20 protein-coding genes are annotated in these 20,389 nt (G+C 68.9%); 13 read left to right on the forward strand and 7 right to left on the reverse strand.

Features of this window, described 5'->3' with window-relative positions; translation table 11 throughout:
• Window positions 1–98 precede the first annotated feature (98 nt).
• Window positions 99–1,154 carry an Mrp/NBP35 family ATP-binding protein gene (locus FHR90_RS04290; protein ID WP_183274819.1) on the reverse strand — a complete coding sequence of 352 codons (1,056 nt, stop codon included), beginning with the start codon at window positions 1,152–1,154 and terminating at the stop codon, window positions 99–101.
• Window positions 1,155–1,232: 78 nt separating this feature from the next.
• Here FHR90_RS04290 and FHR90_RS04295 point away from each other — a divergent pair, with 78 nt between their 5' ends.
• The 5 genes from FHR90_RS04295 (at window position 1,233) to FHR90_RS04315 (ending at window position 5,516) form a co-directional block, all read left to right on the forward strand.
• The gene (locus tag FHR90_RS04295; RefSeq protein ID WP_176622466.1) at window positions 1,233–2,447 is read left to right on the forward strand and encodes an OpgC family protein; all 1,215 of its coding nucleotides are present in this window, start codon (window positions 1,233–1,235) and stop codon (window positions 2,445–2,447) included.
• The gene (locus FHR90_RS04300) at window positions 2,444–3,109 is read left to right on the forward strand and encodes an SGNH/GDSL hydrolase family protein (protein WP_176622468.1); all 666 of its coding nucleotides are present in this window, start codon (window positions 2,444–2,446) and stop codon (window positions 3,107–3,109) included. Before FHR90_RS04295 ends, FHR90_RS04300 begins: the two co-directional genes overlap by 4 nt.
• 26 nt (window positions 3,110–3,135) lie before the next feature.
• A complete protein-coding gene (locus tag FHR90_RS04305) occupies window positions 3,136–4,713 on the forward strand; it encodes a Do family serine endopeptidase (protein WP_176622470.1) in 1,578 nt (525 codons plus the stop codon).
• A gap of 91 nt (window positions 4,714–4,804) precedes the next feature.
• Window positions 4,805–5,044 (forward strand): type II toxin-antitoxin system Phd/YefM family antitoxin, encoded by a 240-nt coding sequence (locus FHR90_RS04310; RefSeq protein ID WP_176622472.1) that lies wholly within the window; start codon window positions 4,805–4,807, stop codon window positions 5,042–5,044.
• Window positions 4,995–5,516: a type II toxin-antitoxin system VapC family toxin gene (locus FHR90_RS04315; protein ID WP_218061949.1), complete on the forward strand. Its 522-nt coding sequence runs from the start codon at window positions 4,995–4,997 to the stop codon at window positions 5,514–5,516. The genes FHR90_RS04310 and FHR90_RS04315 overlap by 50 nt, the downstream gene beginning before the upstream one ends.
• On the opposite strand, the gene FHR90_RS04320 is transcribed toward FHR90_RS04315, so the two are convergent.
• The 4 genes from FHR90_RS04320 to FHR90_RS04335 form a co-directional block, all read right to left on the reverse strand.
• Complete coding sequence (locus FHR90_RS04320) at window positions 5,500–7,827, reverse strand: FdhF/YdeP family oxidoreductase (RefSeq protein ID WP_176622476.1); 2,328 nt, start codon at window positions 7,825–7,827, stop codon at window positions 5,500–5,502. The two genes, FHR90_RS04315 and FHR90_RS04320, sit on opposite strands and share 17 nt — an antisense overlap.
• 82 nt (window positions 7,828–7,909) lie before the next feature.
• Window positions 7,910–8,440 carry a DUF1003 domain-containing protein gene (locus FHR90_RS04325; protein ID WP_176622478.1) on the reverse strand — a complete coding sequence of 177 codons (531 nt, stop codon included), beginning with the start codon at window positions 8,438–8,440 and terminating at the stop codon, window positions 7,910–7,912.
• Window positions 8,441–8,492: 52 nt separating this feature from the next.
• On the reverse strand, window positions 8,493–8,924 hold the full coding sequence (locus tag FHR90_RS04330; RefSeq protein WP_176622480.1) for a TIGR01244 family sulfur transferase: 432 nt from the start codon (window positions 8,922–8,924) through the stop codon (window positions 8,493–8,495).
• A 10-nt stretch (window positions 8,925–8,934) separates the two neighbouring features.
• Window positions 8,935–9,393: a DUF488 domain-containing protein gene (locus tag FHR90_RS04335; protein ID WP_176622481.1), complete on the reverse strand. Its 459-nt coding sequence runs from the start codon at window positions 9,391–9,393 to the stop codon at window positions 8,935–8,937.
• Between the two features lie 5 nt (window positions 9,394–9,398).
• Between FHR90_RS04335 and FHR90_RS04340 the strand changes: the two genes are divergently transcribed.
• The 3 genes from FHR90_RS04340 (at window position 9,399) to FHR90_RS04350 (ending at window position 13,508) form a co-directional block, all read left to right on the forward strand.
• Window positions 9,399–11,048, forward strand: a complete 1,650-nt coding sequence (locus FHR90_RS04340; RefSeq protein WP_218061950.1) for a S53 family peptidase — start codon at window positions 9,399–9,401, stop codon at window positions 11,046–11,048.
• A gap of 97 nt (window positions 11,049–11,145) precedes the next feature.
• Window positions 11,146–12,915, forward strand: a complete 1,770-nt coding sequence (locus tag FHR90_RS04345) for a DEAD/DEAH box helicase (RefSeq protein ID WP_183274820.1) — start codon at window positions 11,146–11,148, stop codon at window positions 12,913–12,915.
• On the forward strand, window positions 12,912–13,508 hold the full coding sequence (locus FHR90_RS04350) for a GNAT family N-acetyltransferase (protein WP_176625105.1): 597 nt from the start codon (window positions 12,912–12,914) through the stop codon (window positions 13,506–13,508). The genes FHR90_RS04345 and FHR90_RS04350 overlap by 4 nt, the downstream gene beginning before the upstream one ends.
• Before the next feature lie 158 nt (window positions 13,509–13,666).
• Here FHR90_RS04350 and FHR90_RS04355 read toward each other — a convergent pair whose 3' ends face one another.
• Window positions 13,667–14,008, reverse strand: a complete 342-nt coding sequence (locus FHR90_RS04355) for a hypothetical protein (RefSeq protein WP_176625103.1) — start codon at window positions 14,006–14,008, stop codon at window positions 13,667–13,669.
• A 74-nt stretch (window positions 14,009–14,082) separates the two neighbouring features.
• Here FHR90_RS04355 and FHR90_RS04360 point away from each other — a divergent pair, with 74 nt between their 5' ends.
• Complete coding sequence (locus tag FHR90_RS04360) at window positions 14,083–14,790, forward strand: hypothetical protein (protein ID WP_176625101.1); 708 nt, start codon at window positions 14,083–14,085, stop codon at window positions 14,788–14,790.
• On the opposite strand, the gene serB is transcribed toward FHR90_RS04360, so the two are convergent.
• The gene (serB, locus tag FHR90_RS04365) at window positions 14,787–15,701 is read right to left on the reverse strand and encodes a phosphoserine phosphatase SerB (RefSeq protein WP_176625099.1); all 915 of its coding nucleotides are present in this window, start codon (window positions 15,699–15,701) and stop codon (window positions 14,787–14,789) included. The two genes, FHR90_RS04360 and serB, sit on opposite strands and share 4 nt — an antisense overlap.
• Between serB and miaA the strand changes: the two genes are divergently transcribed.
• The 4 genes from miaA to ilvC all read left to right on the forward strand — a co-directional run bounded on the left by miaA (window position 15,700) and on the right by ilvC (window position 20,348).
• On the forward strand, window positions 15,700–16,683 hold the full coding sequence (gene miaA / locus FHR90_RS04370) for a tRNA (adenosine(37)-N6)-dimethylallyltransferase MiaA (protein ID WP_183274821.1): 984 nt from the start codon (window positions 15,700–15,702) through the stop codon (window positions 16,681–16,683). The genes serB and miaA overlap by 2 nt on opposite strands.
• Before the next feature lie 76 nt (window positions 16,684–16,759).
• A complete protein-coding gene (ilvB, locus tag FHR90_RS04375) occupies window positions 16,760–18,577 on the forward strand; it encodes a biosynthetic-type acetolactate synthase large subunit (protein WP_176624001.1) in 1,818 nt (605 codons plus the stop codon).
• 199 nt (window positions 18,578–18,776) lie between these two features.
• Window positions 18,777–19,292 (forward strand): acetolactate synthase small subunit, encoded by a 516-nt coding sequence (ilvN, locus tag FHR90_RS04380; RefSeq protein ID WP_176624003.1) that lies wholly within the window; start codon window positions 18,777–18,779, stop codon window positions 19,290–19,292.
• A gap of 36 nt (window positions 19,293–19,328) precedes the next feature.
• Window positions 19,329–20,348 carry a ketol-acid reductoisomerase gene (ilvC, locus tag FHR90_RS04385; RefSeq protein ID WP_176624005.1) on the forward strand — a complete coding sequence of 340 codons (1,020 nt, stop codon included), beginning with the start codon at window positions 19,329–19,331 and terminating at the stop codon, window positions 20,346–20,348.
• Window positions 20,349–20,389: the final 41 nt, after the last annotated feature.

The raw sequence follows: 20,389 nt of genomic DNA on the forward strand, positions 1-20,389 counted from the left end.
ACTTTCGTCCGTTTCTGGCAGGTTCGGTGTGGCAGGCGATATTGTGAACCACTCCAGCAGACGAAAGTTTTTTGGTTCTTTTTTACAAAAAAGAACATCTACGCCAACCGCCGTGCGAGCATCCCCGCCACCTGTGCGGCCAGCGACGCAAACGCCAGCCCGGCCACGCCATCGGGCGCGGCTGCGGCGATCGGCGTGCCGCCATCGGCACTCGCGCGCACGTCCGGCAGCAGCGGCACCTCGCCCAGGAACGGGATGCCGAGCCGTTCGGCCTCCGCGCGTGCCCCGCCATGGCCGAACGGCTCGCTGCGCGCCCCGCAGTTCGGGCAGCAGTAGAAGCTCATGTTCTCCACCAGGCCAAGCACCGGCACCTGCGTCTTGGCGAACATCGCCGCCGCCCGGCGCGCATCGGCGAGGGCGATGTCCTGCGGGGTGGACACGATCACCGCCCCGGTCAGCGACACGCGCTGGGCCAGCGTGAGCTGCGCGTCCCCGGTGCCGGGCGGCAGGTCGATCACCATGATGTCGAGTTCGGGCCAGGCGACGTCGCCCATGAGCTGTTGCAACGCCCCCATCACCATCGGCCCGCGCCAGATCAGCGCCTGGTCGGGCTCGACGAGGAAGCCGATCGACATCGCGTGCAGCCCCCAGACCTCGATCGGCAGCATCTTGCCGTCCAAGGTCTGCGGGCGGTGATCGGGACGCCCGAGCATCAGCGGCAGCGACGGGCCATAGATGTCGGCATCCAGCAGCCCGACCCTCAGGTCGCGCCGGGCGAGGGCGACGGCGAGGTTCACGGCGGTGGTGGACTTGCCCACCCCGCCCTTGCCGGAGGCCACGGCGATGACGGTCCGGGCACCGGTCAGCAGGCGCGGCGGCGGCGTGCGGGCAGGCGGTGGCTCGGGCCGATGCGCGGTCAACGCGCCGCGGACCCGCTCGACCCCGGCCTGCGCGGCCAGGATCGCCTCCGCCTCGGCGAGGATGCGGGTCATCGGGCCTTCCTCGCCGGGCGGCACGCGCAGCACCAGCGAGACGGTGGTGTCCTCACGGGAGAGGGTCTCGACCAGTCCGGCGGCGACGATGTCACCCGCGCCGGAGGGGGTGAGGACCGCGCTCAGGGCACGGAGCAGGGCAGGGTCGGCGGGGACGGACATGGGTGTCACTTCCGGTTACGCGTCGCAATCAGCCCGCGTAGCCCTAGGCGCATGCAGCGGCTATGACCAGATGCCAGGATGGCGGACGGGTTGGAGCAGGCGTTGCAGACACAGGAGCAGGCACCGGAGCCGGTCGGGCGCGAGGGGCAGGCAAAACCGAAATCGCGCCGCGACCACCGCGTCGACGCGCTGCGCGGCATCGCGCTGACGATGATGTTCGTCGATCACATGCCACAGAACCTGCTCAATCGCTTCACCCTGCGCAATGTCGGCTTCGCGGATGCGGCCGAGATCTTCGTGCTGCTGGCCGGCTTCGCCTCGATGCTGGCCTATGGCGGCGCGATCCGCCGCGAGGGGCTGTGGATCGGCTTCGAGCGCATCGTGCGCCGCTGCATCAAGCTCTATCTGTTCCAGTGCGGGCTGCTGGTGGCGATGGTGTTCCTGATCCGCTCGTGGAACCGCCACGTCTCGCCCGCCCCGGTGGATTATCTCGAACCGGAGCTGGTGCACGGGCCCTCCAACCTGTGGCGGGTGCTGACGCTCGATGCGCTGCCGGCGAGCCTCAACATCCTGCCGCTCTACATCGTGCTGCTGCTGTGCTTCCCGCTGATCTTCAAGCTGGTGGACTTCAACCGCTTCCTCGCCCTCGGCGTCAGTGCCGCACTCTGGGGGATGGTCAATCTCGACCCCCAGATCAACCTGCCGAACTGGCTCGACCCCGATGGCTGGTTCTTCGACCCGTTCGCCTGGCAGTTCCTCTTTACCCTCGGCATCGTCGCCGCCGCCGAGACGCGGCGTTACGGCGGGCATTTTCCGCGCAGATGGTGGCTGATCGCCCCGTGTTACGCCTATCTCGGCTTCAGCGCGCTGCAATCCTTCCCCTGGGCGCAATGGGGCCTGCCCGATCTCGCCCCGCTGGCCCTGCGCTCGCCCGACAAGACCCTGCTGTCGCCGCTGCGCCTGCTGGACGTGCTGGCGATCTTCTATCTGGTCGAATGCTCCGCCACCGCGGCGTGGCTGTCGGAAACACGGGTCGGGCAGGTGCTGGCGGTGTATGGCCGGCATTCGCTGGAGGTGTTCTCCCTGGGCACCTTCTTCGACCTGCTCGGCAAGCTCGCCTTCACCCGCTTCGGCAATGGCTGGGCGATGCAGATCGTGGTCAACGTGGTCGGTCTCGGCGCGCTCTACGGGCTCGCGGTGTGGCTGGACAATCGAAAACAGGTGCAGAAGCGTGCCGGCGGCGGCATCACCGTGATCACCTCGCGCGCAGCTCCCGATGGTGCCTCGCCATGAGCGCGCTCGCCCATGCGTCGGCGGTGATCGCCCAAGGCCGCCCCCTGCGCCTCGTCTGCTACGGCTCGTCCACCACCGAGGGCTATGGCGCCTCCGACCCTGCCGTGACCTCCTACCCGGCGGTGCTGACGCGGCTGCTGCGCGCCTGCGCGCCCGGCGGCGTGATGCTGTTCAACCATGGCGTCAGCGGCGAGAACGCGACCGGCATGGAAGCACGGCTGCCCGCGGTGCTCGCCGATCGCCCCGATCTGGTGATCTGGCAGACCGGCAGCAACGACGCCACCGCCCCTGACGCCGCCGACCCGGCCGCGCTTGAACGGTTCCGCACCCTGACCGAAGCCGGGCTCGATGCGTTCGCGCGGATCGGCGCCGATGTCGCGCTGATGGACATCCAGTACAGCCGCAACCTCGAAGCCGCCCCCGCCATGCCGGCCTATCTCGCCGCCCTGCACGCGATCGCCGCCGAACGCGCCCTCCCGCTCTACCCGCGCCACGCCATCATGCGCGGCTGGGTGGAGCAGGGGCGCGCCACCATCGACGCGATGTCGCCCGACGGCACCCATATGACCGACGAGGGCTATGCCTGGCTGGCCCGCTCGGTCGCCGACTGGCTGGCCCCGCAACTCGGTCTCGTCCCGGGCGCGCCGGACGTCTCGGCATGACGCCGCCGGTGTGGCAGGCTGGCGTCATGCGTGCATCGTTCCTTCGCCTGCCTCTCTCCTGCGCCCTGCTGCTGGCGTCCGCACCCGCAATGGCGCCCGCCCGGGCTGCGGCCCCCGCAGCCCTGCTGCCCGCGACCGGCTTCGCCGATCTCGCCGCCCGCCTGCTGCCGGCGGTGGTCAACATCGCCGTCTCCGAGACCGTGAAGCCCGGCGAACCCGACGCCGACGACCCTGATGACGGCCCGAACGGCGACGGCCCCGATGCCGGCCCCAACGGCCAGTCGCCGTTTCCCCCCGGCTCGCCGTTCGAGAAGTTCTTCCACGATTTCATGAACCGCCAGCATCCCGGTCTCGACCCGAACGGCCCGCACCCGAAGGGCCGGCGGATGCACGCGCTCGGCTCGGGCTTCATCATCGACCCGTCCGGCATCATCGTGACCAACAACCACGTCATCAAGGACGCCGACGAGATCACCGTCACGCTCCAGGACAACACCGAGCTCAAGGCCACGATCGTCGGCCACGACCCCAACACCGACCTCGCCGTGCTGCGCGTCAAACCCGCCAGGCCGCTGCCCAGCGTGCCGTTCGGCGACAGCGACCACATGCGCGTGGGCGATCTGGTGATGGCGATCGGCAACCCGTTCGGCCTGTCCGGCACGGTGACCACCGGCATCGTCTCGTCGCGCGGCCGCGACATCCATCAGGGCCAGTACGACGATTTCATCCAGACCGACGCCGCCATCAACCGCGGCAATTCCGGCGGCCCGCTGCTCAACATGGCCGGCGAGGTGATCGGCGTGAACACCGCCATCTACTCTCCCGGCGGCGGCTCGATCGGCATCGGCTTCGCCATCCCCTCCAACGAGGTGAAGCTGGTGACCGACCAGCTCCTCAAATATGGCCACACGAAGCGCGGCTGGATCGGCGTGCGCGTCCAGGACCTCACCCACGACCTCGCCGACACGATGAAGGTCAGTGCCACGCAAGGTGCACTGATCGCCGGCGTCGAGGCGAACGGCCCCGCGCAGAAGGGCGGCCTCAAGCGTGGCGACATCGTGCTGACCTACGGCGGCAAACCCGTCGATGGCCACTCGCTCCCCCGCCTGGTCGCCGAAACCCCCTCCGGCCAGACCGGCGAGTTCGGCATCCTGCGCGATGGCAAGCCGCAGACCGTGAAACTCACCATCGGCGAATTCCCCCAGCCCCCCGAGCCCGCCAAGACCGGCGCCAAGGACAAACCCGCCTCCAAATCCCCGGCCCCATCGAAGACGCCGCCCGCTCCCAAGACCCCGGCCACCACGCTGGGCGACACCGGCCTCAAATACGGCCCCCTCGACCCCGCCACCCGCGCGGCCGCCCATCTCGACGCGACCACCACCGGCATCGCTGTCCTCGACGTGACCCCAGACAGCCCCGCCGACGACCACGGTCTGTCGAAAGGCGACGTCATCACCCAGATCGACCAAGCCCCCATCGCCTCCCCCGAAGCCTTCGCCGCCGCCATCGCCACCGCCCGCAAGTCCGGCCGGCAGTCGGTCCTGCTGCTCGTCCAGAACGCCGACGGCCAGCAGTTCATTCCATTGCCGCTGGGAGGCTCCTGACCCGCGCCGCAAGTGCCATCAGGGGCGGCGCGAGCATTGTGCTGTGTCTGGCTCGCGTGCTATATGACCACTGTAGTCACGGGAGAGTGTCATGCAGCGGGTCCAGCTTCGGGACGCCAAGGCCACCCTGTCGTCCCTTGTCGATCAGGCCGTGCGGGGTGAGCCTTCGGTGATCACCCGTCACGGCCGGCCGGAAGCCGTCGTGTTGGGGTTCGCCGAGTGGGAGCGCCTCTCGCACATCCCTTCGTTCGGCCGGTTGCTGATGGAGGCACCGCTGGAGGATGGGGACCTGCCGGAACGGACCGGCGGTTTCCGGACGACCGATTTCTGACGTCGTGTATCTGGTCGATACCAATATCCTCTCGGCATCTGCACCGACGAAGGCCGTCACACAGTCGGATCTGTGCAACTGGATGGACACAAACAGCCGGCATCTCTTCGTGTCGGTGATCACCGTGGCCGAGATCGAGGACGGCATCAGCCGTAGCCGGCGCGCCGGAGCTCATGCCAAGGCCGGGCGACTGGCGGATTGGCTCGAGACAGTGCTGCATCTCTATGCCGACCGCGTCCTGCCCATCGATCTGCCGGTTGCGCGACATATCGGCACACTGATGGATCGTGCGCGCGGACAGGGGCACGATCCCGGACTGGCCGATGTGGCGATCGCGGCGACGGCGACGTTACGGGGCTACACCGTACTGACGCGCAATCTGCGACATTTCGCAGCATTGGGCGTCAAGCTCATCGACCCCTGGGTCGGTCTGCCGCCCGACGCCGCAACAGACATCAGCTCGCGAACCTGATCCGCTCCGCGCCTGCCTCGCTTGGCACGACCTTGACCGGGATCGCCTTCGCGGCCGGTGTGCCGCTGATTTTGTCGTGGAATTCAAGCGGTAGCAGCGGGTTGAGCTCGGGGTAGTAGCCGGCGATGGCGCCGCGCGGCATGTCGTACTGGACCACGGTCAGACCGTCGACGGTGCGGCGGTGGCCGTCGGTGCTGCAGGTTTCAAGCCCGATCACCGAGCCATTGGCGAGGCCGCGGTCGGTCATGTCGTCGGCGTTCATGAACACCACCAGGCGGTCGTTGTAGACACCACGATAGCGATCGGAATTGCTGTAGATGGTGGTGTTGTACTGGTCGTGCGAGCGCACGGTCGCCAGGCGCAGCATCTGCGGATCGTCGACGATGTCGTTCACCTGCAGGCCGGGGAAGACGAGGAAATTGGCCTTGCCGGATGGCGTCTTCCACACCCGCCGGCGCGGCGGGACGTCGAGGTGGAAGCCTCGCGGGTCCTGCATCTTGGCGTTGAAACCCGCGTAGATCTGCGGGTAGACGTCCGCGATGCGGTCACGGATCAGCGCATAGTCGTCGATATAGCTGGCCCAGGGAATTTTCGATCCCGGCAGGGTCGCCATCGCGACACGGCAGATGATTTCCGTCTCCGGGCGCACATCCGGGCCGACCGGCTCGAACACGCCGCGCGAGGGCGTGACGTTGGCCATCGCGTCCTCGATGGTGACGAACTGCTCGCCCTTGGCGGTGCGGATGATCTCCGAGCGCGCCACCACCGGCAGGATCAGCGAATCCTTGCCATGGATCAGATGGCCGCGATTGAGCTTGGTGGCGACGTTGACGGTGAGGGCGAGCTTCGCCATCGCCGCATAGCTGCGCTCGGTATCGGGGACCGCGCGGATGAAATTGCCGCCCAGGCCGAAGAAGACCTTCGCCGTGCCGTTCTCCATCGCGTCGACCGCCTCGACGGCGTGATGGCCGTGCGTACGCGGCGGCTCGAACCCGAACACATCGCGCACCCGGTCGAGATAGGCGTCGGTCGGTTTCTCGTCGATGCCGACCGTGCGGTCGCCCTGCACGTTGGAATGGCCGCGGATCGGCACGATGGCAGCACCCGGCTTGCCGTAATTGCCGCGCAGCAGCAGCAGGTTCGACAGTTGCTGAAGCAGCTTCGACCCGTTCTGGTGCTGGGTCAGACCCATGCCATAGCAGATCATCGTCGCGTTGGACTTGCGGTAGATTTCGGCGATGCGCCGGATCTGTTCCTCCGAGATGCCCGAGATGCGCGTGATGTCGGCCCACGACACCGACATCACATCCGCGCGCAGGGCCTCCAGGCCGAGCGTGTGCTCCGCGATGAAGGCGTGGTCGAGTGCCGGCTCGCCGCGATCGTCGGCCTCGAACAGATGGCGCATCATCCCCTTGAAGATCGCGAGATCCCCGCCGATGCGCACATGGACGAACTCGCTGTTGATCCGCGTCGAGCCGAACGTCGCCATCTGCACGATATCCTGCGGCTCGGTGAAGCGTACCAGCGCGCGCTCGGGCATCGGGTTGATCAGCACGATCGGGATGCCGCGCTTCCTCGCCTCGACGAGGTTGGTCATCATGCGCGGCGAATTGGTGCCGGTGTTCTGGCCGATGATGAACAGCGCCTCCGTATGTTCGAAATCGGCCATCACCGCCGTGCCCTTGCCGATGCCGATCGACGGCGGCAGGCCGCGCGAGGTCGGCTCGTGGCACATGTTGGAGCAGTCGGGAAAATTGTTGGTGCCGAATTCGCGCACCATGATCGAGTAAAGGAAAGCGGTCTCGTTGGCGGTGCGCCCGGAGGTGTAGAACTCCGCCTCGTCGGGGCTCGACAGCGCGCGCAGATGCGCCCCGATCAGCGCATAGGCGTCGTCCCAGGCAATCGGGACATATTTGTCGCTGGCCGGGTCGTAGCGCATCGGCTCGGTCAGCCGCCCCTGCATTTCCAGCCAGTAATCGCTCTGCTGCAGCAACTCGGTGACGGTGTACTGTGCGAAGAACTCCCGCGTGACGCGCGCCTTGGTGGTCTCGTGTGCGAGCGCTTTCGCGCCGTTCTCGCAGAATTCCAGCGTCTTGCGGTGGTCGGGATCGGGGAAGGCGCAGCTCGGGCACTTGAACCCGCCCGGCTGGTTCATCGCGAGCAGGCCCCGCGAGCCTTTTACCAGCACGCTCTGCTCCATGAGCACCTTGGCCGTCGCCCCGGCCGCCCCCCAGCCGCCGGCCGGATGGTGATAGGGTTTGACCTCCGGTTTGCCGTCCCGGACTTTGACGATCTTCACCCTGTCGTTCATGACCCGATCTCCCTGGGTGCGTCCCGGCGCACGATGTCACCGGCCCGTCGCCGGCTGCAAGCGGAAGGGTGCCACCTGGCCATCAGCGGTCACGCGGCAGTGTGGCGCGGATCGACTCGATCGCGTCGTCGATCGTGTTGCCGCGCAGCCACTCGGCAAGATCGGTGTCGATGTCCTCGCGCGGCACGCCGGCGCGTTCGAGGGTGAGTTTCTGCAGCTCGATCAGCCGGCCGATCTTGCGCTCTGCGAGGATCGCGACATGCAGCGCGAGGTAGCCACGTTCGCGGTCGCTGCGCGCGATGTCGGCCGTGCGCATCAGCAGCAGCGCGGTGGTGATCGCGCCGATCGCCGCGAAGCTGTTGCCGAGAAACGGAAATGGCGGCGGATCGGGGCGCCAGCCTGGCGGGGCGAGGCTGTTGTAGATCACCCAGCCTGCGATCAGGCCGAAGAGTGTGGCGAGGTAGCCGCCATGGCCAAGAGCTGAGACCAACCGGGCGGCAAGACGCTTGTCGCGCCGACGCTCACGCGCATAGCGCGCCTCCAGCGCGGCCAGCGCCTCGATGCTCTCGCGGGCGGGCTGACCGAGCGGGGAGGGCGGGTCGGACGTGGTCATCGACGGCCAACGGATGGCGCGACCGACAGTTCACCCGATCCCGACCGCCCTCTCAGCCGGCGTGACGGGCCAGCCAGACCAGCGCGCCGCGCAGGTCGAAGCCATGCCGCTCGCCGAACGGCACCACCTCTTCCGGCGTCATCCGCCCCGACAGCACCTCATGCAGCACGTAAAGCGTCAGCGAGCGGGTGCCGCCCTTGCAATGGGCGAGCACCGGGCCGGGGGCGGTCTCGATCGCGGTGCCGAAGGCGTGGATCGCGTCCGCGGTGATGGTCGGGCCGGTGACGGGGATGTGGCGATAGGCGAGCCCCGCCGCCTCGGCCGCCTTCGCTTCGGCCGCCGTGCCGGGCTGAGCGGCATCCTCGCCGTCGGGGCGGTTGTTGATCAGCGTGGTGAACCCCGCCTTCGGCAGCGATCCGATCTCGCCCAGAGAGGGCTGCGTGCTGACGGACAGGCGGTCGGTGATGCGGACGGGCGTGCTCATGGCGGCGAGGCTAACCCAGCGGGCGGGCGGGGGCGAGATGGCTGATCGTCTGGCCGGTACGGGCGGCGATTCGCTCGGCGACCGGCAGCCGGTGACAGCCCTCGGGGGTATGCTCGAAGCAGAGCAGGCAGACCGGCCGGTCGCCGCCGGCGAGCGCGATGGCGCGTTCGAGCCCGTCAGCGGCTTCGGGCGTGTGCATGTGTGCGTCGAAGATGCGGTGCAGCTCCGCGATGTCGCCGCGCCTGGCGGCGTCGCGGCCCGGCTTGGGCGTGCCGAGGCTGCGCAGATGTGCGTAACCGATCCCACGCTCGGCCAGCGAGCTCGACAGGACGGTCTTGGAAAACCCCGCCCGTCGCGAGGCGGCGATGGCGCGCACATCGATCACCAGCCCGACCCCCGCCGCTTCGACCGCGTCGAGCACGTTGGGCTGGGTTGCGCCTTCGTAGCCGATCGTGAAGATCTCGGACATGACCGGTGCGCCTCGCGTTGCGTTTCGATACCAACGCCGGGCAGTCCGGCGGGTTGGGACGTGACAGGCTGCGCGCCTCGTCGACGATGGAGACAGGATCAGCGATGACCAGTGCTTTCGCCAATCTGCGCGCCGCCCCGATGGTGGAGCTGCCGCGCAGCGCCCGCCCGGCTCCCGAGGGTGCGACCTCGCTCGGCGCCCCGACACCGGACACGCAGATCCATCTGACCATCGTGCTGAAGCCCTCGACGCCGCTCGACCCCGCCGCCGGCATCCTGACCCGCGAGGAATATGCCCGCGCCCATGCCTGCGACCCGGCGATGATCGAGGGACTGACCAGCTACGTGAAGGCGCATGGGCTGAAGGTGGTCGATGCCGATCCGGTCACGCATATCGTTCGGCTGCAAGGCACCGTCGCCCAGGCAGAGGCCGCATTCCGGCCCGGGGCGCTCGGCCGCTATGCGCGGGATGGCCGTGAATTCATCGCCCGCAGCGGCAGCCTGAGCGTGCCGGCGCCGCTCGCCGACCATGTCACCGCCGTGATGGGGTTCGACCAGCGTCCGGTGGCCAAGCCGTTCTTCATCGTCCGTCCCGGCGAGGCAGGCGGCAAGTCGGGTGCGGTCAGCGCCCATGCCGGCGGCACCTCCTACACGCCGATCCAGATCGCGCAGCATTACGGTTTTCCGACCAATGTCACCGGCACGGGCCAGACGATCGCGCTGATCGAGCTCGGCGGCGGTTACAACGCGACGCAGATGGCCACCTATTTCTCCGGCCTCGGCGTCAAGCGCACGGGCAAGCTGGTTTCGGTGACGGTGGATGGAGCGACCAACACCCCTTCCGATCCGAACGGGGCGGATGGCGAGGTGCAGCTCGATATCGAGGTTGCGGGCGCGGTCGCGCCGGGTGCCAATGTGGCGGTGTATTTCGGCCCCAACCAGGGCAACGGCTTCCTCGACGCGATCAGCGCCGCCGTGCACGATACGACCAACAACCCCACGGTGATCTCGATTTCCTGGGGCGGCCCGGAAAGCTCCTGGGCGACGCAGGACATGGATGCGATGGACCAGGTGTTCGCTGCTGCCGCGACCCTCGGTATCGTGGTGACGGCCGCCTCGGGCGATTCCGGCTCGAAGGACGGCACCTCGAAGAACGTCGCCGACTATCCGGCCTCCAGCCCGAACGTGCTGGGCTGCGGCGGCACCTCGCTGCCGAAATCCGGTGCCGAGGTGGCCTGGAATGACGGCTCGCAAGGCGGCGCCACCGGCGGCGGCTTCAGCGGCCATTTCAAGCGCCCGGCCTGGCAGACCATCACAGCGAAGCAGACCGGCCGCGGCGTTCCGGACGTGTCGGGCAACGCCGATCCGGAAACCGGCTATGTGGTCAGCATCGACGGCCAGTCGACGGTGATCGGCGGCACGTCCGCCGTAGCACCGCTCTATGCCGGGCTGTTCGCGCTGATCGGCCAGGCCAGCGGCAGGAAACTCGGCCTCGTCGCCAAGACGCTCTACGCCCCTTCCGCCGCATTCAACGACATCACCTCCGGCAACAACACCGGCTACAAGGCCGCCAAGGGCTGGGACCCGGTCACCGGCCTCGGCTCGCCGAAGGGCGCGGCCATCGCCGCCCTGTTCACGGCCCCGCCCACCGTCTGAGCGCAGGTGCAGGAGGCCGAGCCTCCTGCCGGGGCGCGGGGGCAGCGCTCCCGCAAAGATGGACGCAGGGCATCGGGGTCGGCTAATGCCTGCCACCATGCCCTTTCCCCCGACCCATCCCGCGCTGACGCGCACCCTCGCCGCGCGCGGCTACGACAACCCCACCCCTGTCCAGGAAGCGGTGCTCACCGCCGAGGCGGAGGGCCGCGACCTGCTGGTTTCCGCCCAAACTGGCTCGGGCAAGACAGTGGCCTTCGGTCTCGCCATCGCCCCCGACCTGATCGGAGAGGCGACGACACTGCCGATCCCGGCCGCTCCGCTCGCCCTCGTGGTCGCGCCCACGCGCGAGCTCGCGCTCCAGGTGCATGCCGAGCTGTCGTGGCTCTATGCGGAAGCCGGCGGTCCGGCCGGCGCGCGCGTGGTGGCCTGTGTCGGCGGCATGGACCCCAGGCGCGAGCAGCGTCTGCTGTCGGCGGGCGCGCATATCGTCGTCGGCACGCCGGGGCGCCTGCGCGACCATATCGAGCGTGGCCAGCTCAACCCGACCGCGATCCGCGTCGTCGTGCTCGACGAGGCCGACGAGATGCTCGATCTCGGCTTCCGCGAGGAGCTCGAGTTCATCCTCGGCGCCTGCGAGAACCGCGAACGCACGCTGTTGTTCTCGGCGACGATCGCGAAGGAGATCGCCCAGCTCGCCAGGCGCTTCCAGAACAACGCGCTGCGCATCGACACCGTCGATCGCAGCCAGCCGCACAACGACATCACCTACCAGGCGCTGCGCATCGCGCCGTCGGAGACGGTGCCGTCGGTGATCAACACCCTGCGCTATCACGATGCGCGCCTCGCGATCGTGTTCTGCGCCACCCGCGAGGGGGTGCGCTCGCTGTGGACCGCGCTGACCGAGCGCGGCTTCGGCGCGGTGTCGCTGTCGGGCGAGATGAGCCAGTCGGACCGCAACCAGGCGCTGCTCGCGCTGCGCGCCGGCCGCGCGCGGGTGTGCGTGGCGACCGATGTTGCGGCGCGCGGGCTCGACCTGCCGGAGCTCGGCCTGGTGATCCATGCCGACCTGCCGATGACGCCGCAGACCATGCTGCACCGTTCGGGCCGCACTGGCCGCGCCGGGCGCAAGGGGCTGTCGGTGCTGCTTGTGCCGCCCAGCCGCAGGCGCCGGGCGGAGACCCTGATCGCCCAGGCCGGGGTCAAGGCGGAGTGGCTGTCGGTGGCGAGTGCGGAAGCGATCCGGGCGCGCGATGCCGAACGCCTGCTGGCCGATCCGGTGCTGTCGGCGCCGGCCGAGGACGAGGAGGCCGATGACCGCGCGGCCATCGCCACCCTGATCGACGCGCACCCGCCCGAAGCCATCGCGCGTGCGCTGCTGCGCTTCTACCAGCGCAGCCTGCCGGAAGAGGAAGTCGTCACCGAGATGCCAGCCGAGCCGGTGCGCGCAGCCCGCGCACCGGCGACGCCGCGTCATCTGAGCGGCCCGACGGATTCGGTGTGGCTGAGTGCCAGCGTCGGGCGTCGCGACAATGCCGATCCGAAATGGCTGCTGCCGCTGCTGTGCCGCACCGCCGGGATCCACCGCGACCAGATCGGACTGATCCGCATCCTGCCGGCCGAGACCCGTTTCGAGGTGTCGCGCGAGGCGGCGGAGCGGTTCCTGTCGGTTGGCGAGGCGGGCGAGATGCGGTTCTCGCCATCGAGCGCGCCGCAGCAGGACCCGCGCGGCGCGCCGCCGCGGCGTGATTTCAACAAGGGTGGCGCACAGAAGGATGGTCCGCGGCCGCCCTATCGCAAGAACGGGCCGCCGAAGCGCCCGTCCGGCCCGGGCGGTGCGGCGTCGCGCAAGCGTCCGAAGCACACGTGATCGCGCCGATCACGCTGTCGGGGCGCCACGCTACGCTGGTGCCGCTGTCGCAGGACCATGCGCCTGCCTTGGCCGAGGCGGTGCGCGACGGCGAGCTCTGGCGGCTGTGGTATACCGCGGTGCCGCGTCCGGAGGATGTCGCCGGCGAGATCGACCGCCGTCTCGGCCTGCAGGCCGCGGGCAGCATGCTGCCGTTCACCGTGCTGGACGCCGCCGGTGTGCCCGTCGGCATGACCACCTACATGAATGTAGATCTGACGGTGCCGGTGGTCGAGATCGGCTCGACCTGGTATGCGCGCCGCGTGCAGCGGACGGGGCTGAACACCGAAGCCAAGCTGCTGCTGCTCGGTCACGCCTTCGAGGCGCTGGACTGCGCCTGCGTGCAGTTGGTCACGCATTTCCACAACGTGCAGAGCCGCCGCGCGATCGAGCGGCTGGGCGCGAGGCTCGACGGCGTATTGCGCGCCCACCGCCGCATGCCCGACGGCACCCTGCGCGATTCCGCCTGTTACAGCATCCTCGCGGCCGAATGGCCTGCCGTCAGAAGCCACTTGGCCTTCCAACTCGACCGACCGAACCGCGCCACCAGATGAACCTGTTCGATTCTGTGCCGTGCTGAGTCAGAGGCGCCCGTAGGACGCCGCCCAGCGGTGAAAGGCGAGCACCGAAGCGGAGCGGCCTGGATGGCCGTGAGCATCGGAGCGCAGCCTTTCGCCGCTGGATGACCAGCACGGCGCAGAAGCGGGCAGGTTCAGGCGACGACGAGGGTCCAGGCGCCATCGACCTTCTTGAAGCGCAGCGTCGCGGTATTGGTCTCGGTGCCGTTCACCGCGGTGACCGCACAGCGCCAGATGCCGTTGCTTTCCGACGAGCAGTCGGAATTCGTCACCTTGAAGCTGGCGACGTCATAGGGGCCGTGGAACAGTCCAAAGCTCTTGTTCTGCGTCTCCTGGTTGGCGGCCTGCATGCGCTGCACCACCACCTGCTGGATGTCGGACGACGAGGGCGCGCCGGACCCGCAGGCGGCCAGCAGCAGCGGGGCGGCCAGCACGGTGGCGGGCGCCAGGCGGCGGAGGATGGAGCGTGACGACATGGCGTTGTTGTTACCTTTGGTTGCGATGGGCACGTAACGGTCGCGCCGGCCTCGGGTTCTGCCTCGGCCTGTGCATGGCCCTCCTGCTGTCGGCGACGGTGCGGGCGGCCGTACCGGCAACGACCGATTTCGAGGATTACCGGGGCCGCCTCGGCACCCTGCCGATCGGCATGACGCTGGCGATCCGCGACGGCCACGTCCTGCCGGGCAGCCATTATTTCTACGACAGCCATCTCGCCGACATCCCGCTCGCCGGGCGTGCGGGCCCGGATCTGACGATGACCGAGCCGGGCGGCGGCGTCTTCGACCTGCGGTTCGTGGATGCCCGGCAGAGCCCGGTCGCCGATCCGCACCAGGCGACCGGGCTGCAGGGGGTCTGGCGGCAGGGCACACGCAGCCTGCCGGTCGTCCTGCGCGACGAGGGTGGCGGCAGCTTCGTGCCCGGACATCGATATGCCGACGTCACCGACGAGAGCGACGCGGCATTCGAGGCCCGAGTGCGAGGCTTCACCACCGCAGCCCTGGCCGGGCGTCGCGCGGAGGCGATGCGGTTCGTCGCGTTTCCGCTGCGCGTCAATCGGGCCGCCGGGCGCGCGCAGACGATCCCCGACGCGGCCACCCTGCTCGCCCGCTGGGACCGGGTGTTCACCCCCGCCTGGCTCAAGGCGCTGTCGGCGGACGTGCCGCACGACCTGTTCGTCCATGACGGGCAGGCGATGATGGCGAACGGGCTGGCGTGGTTCGGCCCGGACGGCCTCGCCGCCGTCAATCCCGCGCGCTAATCCTCTGCGAACGCGCTCGACGCCAGCCCCTGCGCGAACAGCAGCGCACGCAGATCGGCATGGTCGATGCGATTGGCGATCTGGGCGGCGACGATCGGCTTGGCGTGGAAGGCGATGCCCAGCCCGGCAGCACCCAGCATGGCGAGGTCGTTCGCACCATCGCCCACCGCCAGCGTCGCCGCGGGCTTGAGCCGGCGCTGCGCGGTCAGCTCCTCCAGGGTGCGCAGCTTGGCGTCGCGGTCGAGGATCGGCTCGCCGACGGTGCCGGTGAGCACCGCCCCGTCATCGTGCAGGACATTGGCGCGGTGCAGGTCGAACCCGCACAGCTCGGCCACCCGCGCGGTGAATGCCGTGAACCCGCCCGAGACCAGCGCGGTCAGCGCATTGTGGGCGCGCATGGTGGCGACCAGCGTCTTGGCACCCTGCGTGAGCCTGGTGTGCGCCCACACCCGGTCGAGCGCGGCGAGTTCCAGCCCGCGCAGCAGCCCGACCCGTTCGCGCAGAGCGCCGGCGAAGTCGATCTCGCCGTTCATGCTCCGCTTCGTGATCGCCGCCACCTGCTCGAACAGCCCGGCCTCGGCGGCGAGGTCGTCGAGCGTCTCGGAGGTGACGATGGTGCTGTCCATGTCGGCCACCAGCAGCCCCTTGCGCCGGCCGCGCGCTTTCGTCAGCACCATATCGAGCGGGGTGGCTCCGGCCAGCTCGCGCAGTGTGGTGCGCAGTCGGTCGAGTTCGCCGGCGTCGAGCGCCCGGCAGGGGATGTCGGCGGCCTCGCCGGGGGAGAGGACCTGCGGCGCGCCGGCGCGCAGCAGGTCGCAGGCGGCGTCCAGCAGCGGTTGGGTCAGGCTGCCGCCCTCGCGGGCGACGACCAGGGTGAGCACATGGGTGAGGGAGGTTTCACGGCGCGACATGATCGAGGGACATGGCAAAGATCAGGGTCTCGCGGAAGCCGTGATCGTCGCGGGGCCGACGTGCAGCGGCAAGTCCGCCCTTGCGCTGGCGCTGGCCGAACGGCTCGGCGGGGCGGTGATCAATGCCGATTCCATGCAGGTCTATCGCGAGTTGCGCGTGCTCACGGCACGGCCGACCCCGGAGGATGAAGCCCGGGTGCCGCATCTGCTCTACGGCGTGCGCCCTGCGGCGGAGGCGGGGTCGGCGGCATGGTGGCGCGCCGCCGCGCTGGATGCGATGGAGCGGTGCCGGGCGCGCGGCCTGCTGCCGATCCTGTGCGGCGGCACGGGCCTGTATTTCCGCGCGCTCACCGACGGTCTGGCCGAGATCCCCGATCCGGGCGAGGCCGCGCGGGCCGAGGGCCGCGCCCTGCTGGCCGAGCTCGGCGCGCCGGGGCTGCATGCGCGGCTGGCCGAGGTCGATCCCCGCACGGCCGCCGGGCTGCGGCCTTCCGACAGCCAGCGCCTCGCCCGCGCCTGGGAGGTCTGGCGCGGTACCGGGCAGGGGCTTTCGGACTGGCAACGGGCCGGGACCGCTTCCGGGCCGGTGGCGCGGTTCAGCGCCGTCCGGCTCGATCCGCCCCGCCCGGCCCTGCGCGAGGCGATCACCGGGCGATTCACACGGATGCTGGCCGAGGGCGCGATCGACGAGGTGCGCGCCCTGCTGGCCCTCGGACTCGATCCCGCCCTACCGGCGATGCGCGCGCATGGCGTGCCGGAACTGGCCCAGCTCCTGCGCGGCGGGATCACGCTGATCGAGGCGCAGGCAAAAGCGGTGTCGGCCACGACCCGCTATACGAAGCGGCAACATACCTGGTTTGCACACCACGCATTGGCTGAACAGGACCGTACGGTAATTTTAGATCACAGAACTGGGGATTCCGAGCAAGTTATGCAAAAAATTCTGCCCGATCTCGTAGAGTTTATTCGCGACCGGGGTTGACGGCGGCACTTCCAGGCGACTAAGCCCGGCTGACACGAAAGGATGTGTCGCGAGCCCGGCTCGCACAGGAGAGATCATGACCGCCCACACCGCCGAGGCGCCGCGCGCGCAGATCGACGACAGCCCGATCACCCCGACCCGCAATGGCGCCGAGGTGCTGATCGACGTGCTCGTCGAGCAGGGGGTCGAGGTCATCTTCGGCTATCCGGGTGGCGCGGTGCTGCCGATCTACGACGCGCTGTTCAAGCAGGACCGCATCCGTCACATCCTGGTGCGCCACGAGCAGGCCGCGGTGCATGCCGCCGAGGGCTATGCGCGCTCCACCGGCAAGCCCGGCGTGGTGCTCGTCACTTCCGGCCCCGGCGCGACCAACGCGGTCACCGGCCTGCTGGATGCGCTGATGGATTCGATCCCGCTGGTGTGCCTGACCGGCCAGGTGCCGACCCATGTGATCGGCTCCGACGCCTTCCAGGAGGCCGACACCACCGGCATCACCCGGCCCTGCACCAAGCACAACTACCTGGTCAAATCCGGCAACGATCTCGCCCGCGTGGTGCATGAGGCCTTCCATGTCGCCACCTCCGGCCGCCCCGGCCCGGTGGTGGTGGATCTGCCCAAGGACGTCGTCGTCGCTCCCGCCCCCTACCTGTCGCGTCCGACCCGCCCGCATCGCTCCTACCAGCCCCAGCGCACCCCCGATCCGGCGGCGATCGCCGAGGCGGTGGCCCTGCTGCGCACGGCGGAGCGGCCGCTGATCTATGTCGGCGGCGGCGTGATCAATGCCGGGCCGGAGGCGTCGGCCGCTCTGCGGCGTTTCGTCGCACTCACTGGCTTTCCCGTCACCTCGACCCTGATGGGCCTGGGTGCGATCGACGCTGATGACGCCAGCTTCATCGGCATGCTCGGCATGCACGGCGCCTACGAGGCCAATCTCGCCACCCATGGCTGTGACGTGCTGCTCAATATCGGCGCGCGCTTCGACGATCGCGTCACCGGCCGGCTGGATGCGTTCTCGCCCGACAGCCGCAAGATCCACATCGACATCGACCCCTCCTCGATCAACAAGATCGTCCGTGTCGCGGTGCCGGTCGTGGCCGATGCGCGCCTCGCCATCGAGGCGCTGATCGACGCCTGGGGCGAGGCCACGCCGAAGCCCGACATCGCGCCGTGGTGGCGGCAGATCGACGCCTGGCGCGCGATCGACTCCCTGGCGATCAGCCAGCCCGAGGGCGAGGATGCGGTGATCAAGCCGCAATATGCGATCAGGCGTCTCTACGAGATGACCCGTGCCTCGGGGCGCGACACCTTCATCTCCACCGAGGTCGGCCAGCACCAGATGTGGGCCGCGCAGCATTTCGGCTTCGATCGTCCCAATCGCTGGCTGACCAGCGGCGGGCTGGGCACGATGGGCTACGGGCTGCCGGCCGCGGCCGGCGCGCAGATCGCCCATCCCGAGGCACTCTGCATCGACATCGCCGGCGAGGCCTCGATCCTGATGAACATCCAGGAACTCGGCACGCTGGCCCAGTACCGCCTGCCGGTGAAGATCTTCATCCTCAACAACCGCTACATGGGCATGGTGCGCCAGTGGCAGGAGCTGCTGCACGGCAGCCGCTACTCGGAAAGCTACTCCGATGCGCTGCCGGATTTCGTGAAACTGGCCGAGAGCTTCCATGCCAAGGGGCTGCGCGCGACGAAGCTCGGCGAGCTCGACGGCGTGATTGCCGAGATGCTGGCCCATGACGGGCCGGTCGTCGCCGAGATCAGCGTCGACGAGTTCGAGAACGTCTTCCCGATGATCCCGTCCGGCGCGGCGCATAACGAGATGATCCTGGGTGCCGCACAGTCTTCTCAGGCCGCCGGCATCACCGAAGAAGGCATGATGCTCGTCTGACCCCATTCCCGGCTGCGCCGGGGCGGTCATCCGACGGCGATCCTCTGCGCGCCGGTGCTCACGGCCATCAAGGCCGCTCCGCTCCGGTGCTCGACGATCACCGCCGGGCGGCGCCCGCGGGGCGCCTCTGACTCACCCCGACACAGCCGAGAACGGGGCCCTTCGGGTTTTCCGTTGTTTTTTGAAAGACTTTTTTCCTATGCCGCCTGTCGAACAGCCTGTGGTCAATGCGGTCATCTCCGTGCTGGTGGAGAACGAGACCGGGGCGCTGGGGCGGGTGATCGGCCTGTTCTCGGGGCGGGGCTACAATATCGACAGCCTCACCGTCGCCCCCGTCGAGGACGGGCGCAACCGCTCGCGCATCAACATCGCCACCTCCGGCACGCCGATGATCATCGAGCAGATCAAGGCGCAGCTCGACCGGCTGGTGCCGGTGCACCGCGTCTCCGACCTCACCCAGGAAGGCCCGCATGTCGCGCGCGAGATGGCGCTGGTGAAGGTCGTCAGCTCCGGCGAGGCCCGTTCCGAGGCGCTGCGCATCGCCAACGCCTTCCGCGCCCGCCCCATCGACACCTCGGTCGAGAGCTTCGTCTTCGAACTCACCGGGGCGACCGACAAGCTCGACGCCTTCATCGAACTGCTGCGTCCGCTGGGCCTCGTCGAGGTCTCGCGCACCGGCATCGCCGCGATCGCCCGCGGCAGCCGGGTTCTGTAGAACACCAAGATTACATCAAGAGGGAAAACCACCACCATGCGCGTCTATTACGATCGCGATGCCGATATCGGCCTCATCAAGGCCAAGAAGGTCGCGATCATCGGCTACGGCAGCCAGGGCCACGCCCATGCCAACAACCTCAAGGACAGCGGCGTGACCGATCTCGTCATCGGCCTGCGCCCCGGCTCGTCGGCCATCGCCAAGGCCGAAGGCTCGGGCTTCAAGGTCCTGCCGCCGGCCGAGGCCGCCGCCTGGGCGGACGTGGTGATGGTGCTGACCCCCGACGAGGGTCAGGGCGACCTCTACAGGGAATCGCTCGAAGGCCACATGAAGCAAGGCGCCGCACTCGCCTTCGCGCACGGTCTGAACGTGCATTTCGACCTGATCGTGCCGCGTCCCGATCTCGACGTGTTCATGATCGCGCCCAAGGGCCCCGGCCACACCGTACGCTCCGAGTATCAGCGCGGCGGCGGCGTGCCCTGTCTGGTCGCGGTGGCGCAGAACGCGTCGGGCAACGCGCTCGAGATCGCGCTGTCCTATGCCTCCGCCGTCGGTGGCGGCCGCGCCGGCATCATCGAGACCACCTTCAAGGAAGAGTGCGAGACCGACCTGTTCGGCGAGCAGGCGGTGCTGTGCGGCGGCCTGGTCGAGCTCATCAAGGCCGGGTTCGAAACACTGGTGGAAGCCGGCTATGCGCCCGAGATGGCCTATTTCGAGTGCCTGCACGAGGTGAAGCTGATCGTCGACCTCATCTACGAGGGCGGCATCGCCAACATGAACTACTCGATCTCCAACACCGCCGAATACGGCGAGTATGTCACCGGCCCGCGCATCATCACGCCCGCCACCAAGGCCGAGATGAAGCGCGTGCTCGACGACATCCAGACCGGCACCTTCACCCGCAACTGGATGTTGGAGAACAAGGTCAGCCAGACCGGCTTCAAGGCCACCCGCCGCAAGCTCGCCGAGCATCCGATCGAGCAGGTCGGCGAGAAGCTGCGCGCGATGATGCCCTGGATCAGCAAGAACAAGCTGGTCGACAAGGCGCGGAACTGAGGACGCCGGGCGTTGCCCGGAACCCAGCGGGGGACGGTCGT

The sequence above is a fragment of the Endobacter medicaginis genome, assembly GCF_014192375.1.
Classification (GTDB): Bacteria; Pseudomonadota; Alphaproteobacteria; order Acetobacterales; family Acetobacteraceae; genus Endobacter; species Endobacter medicaginis.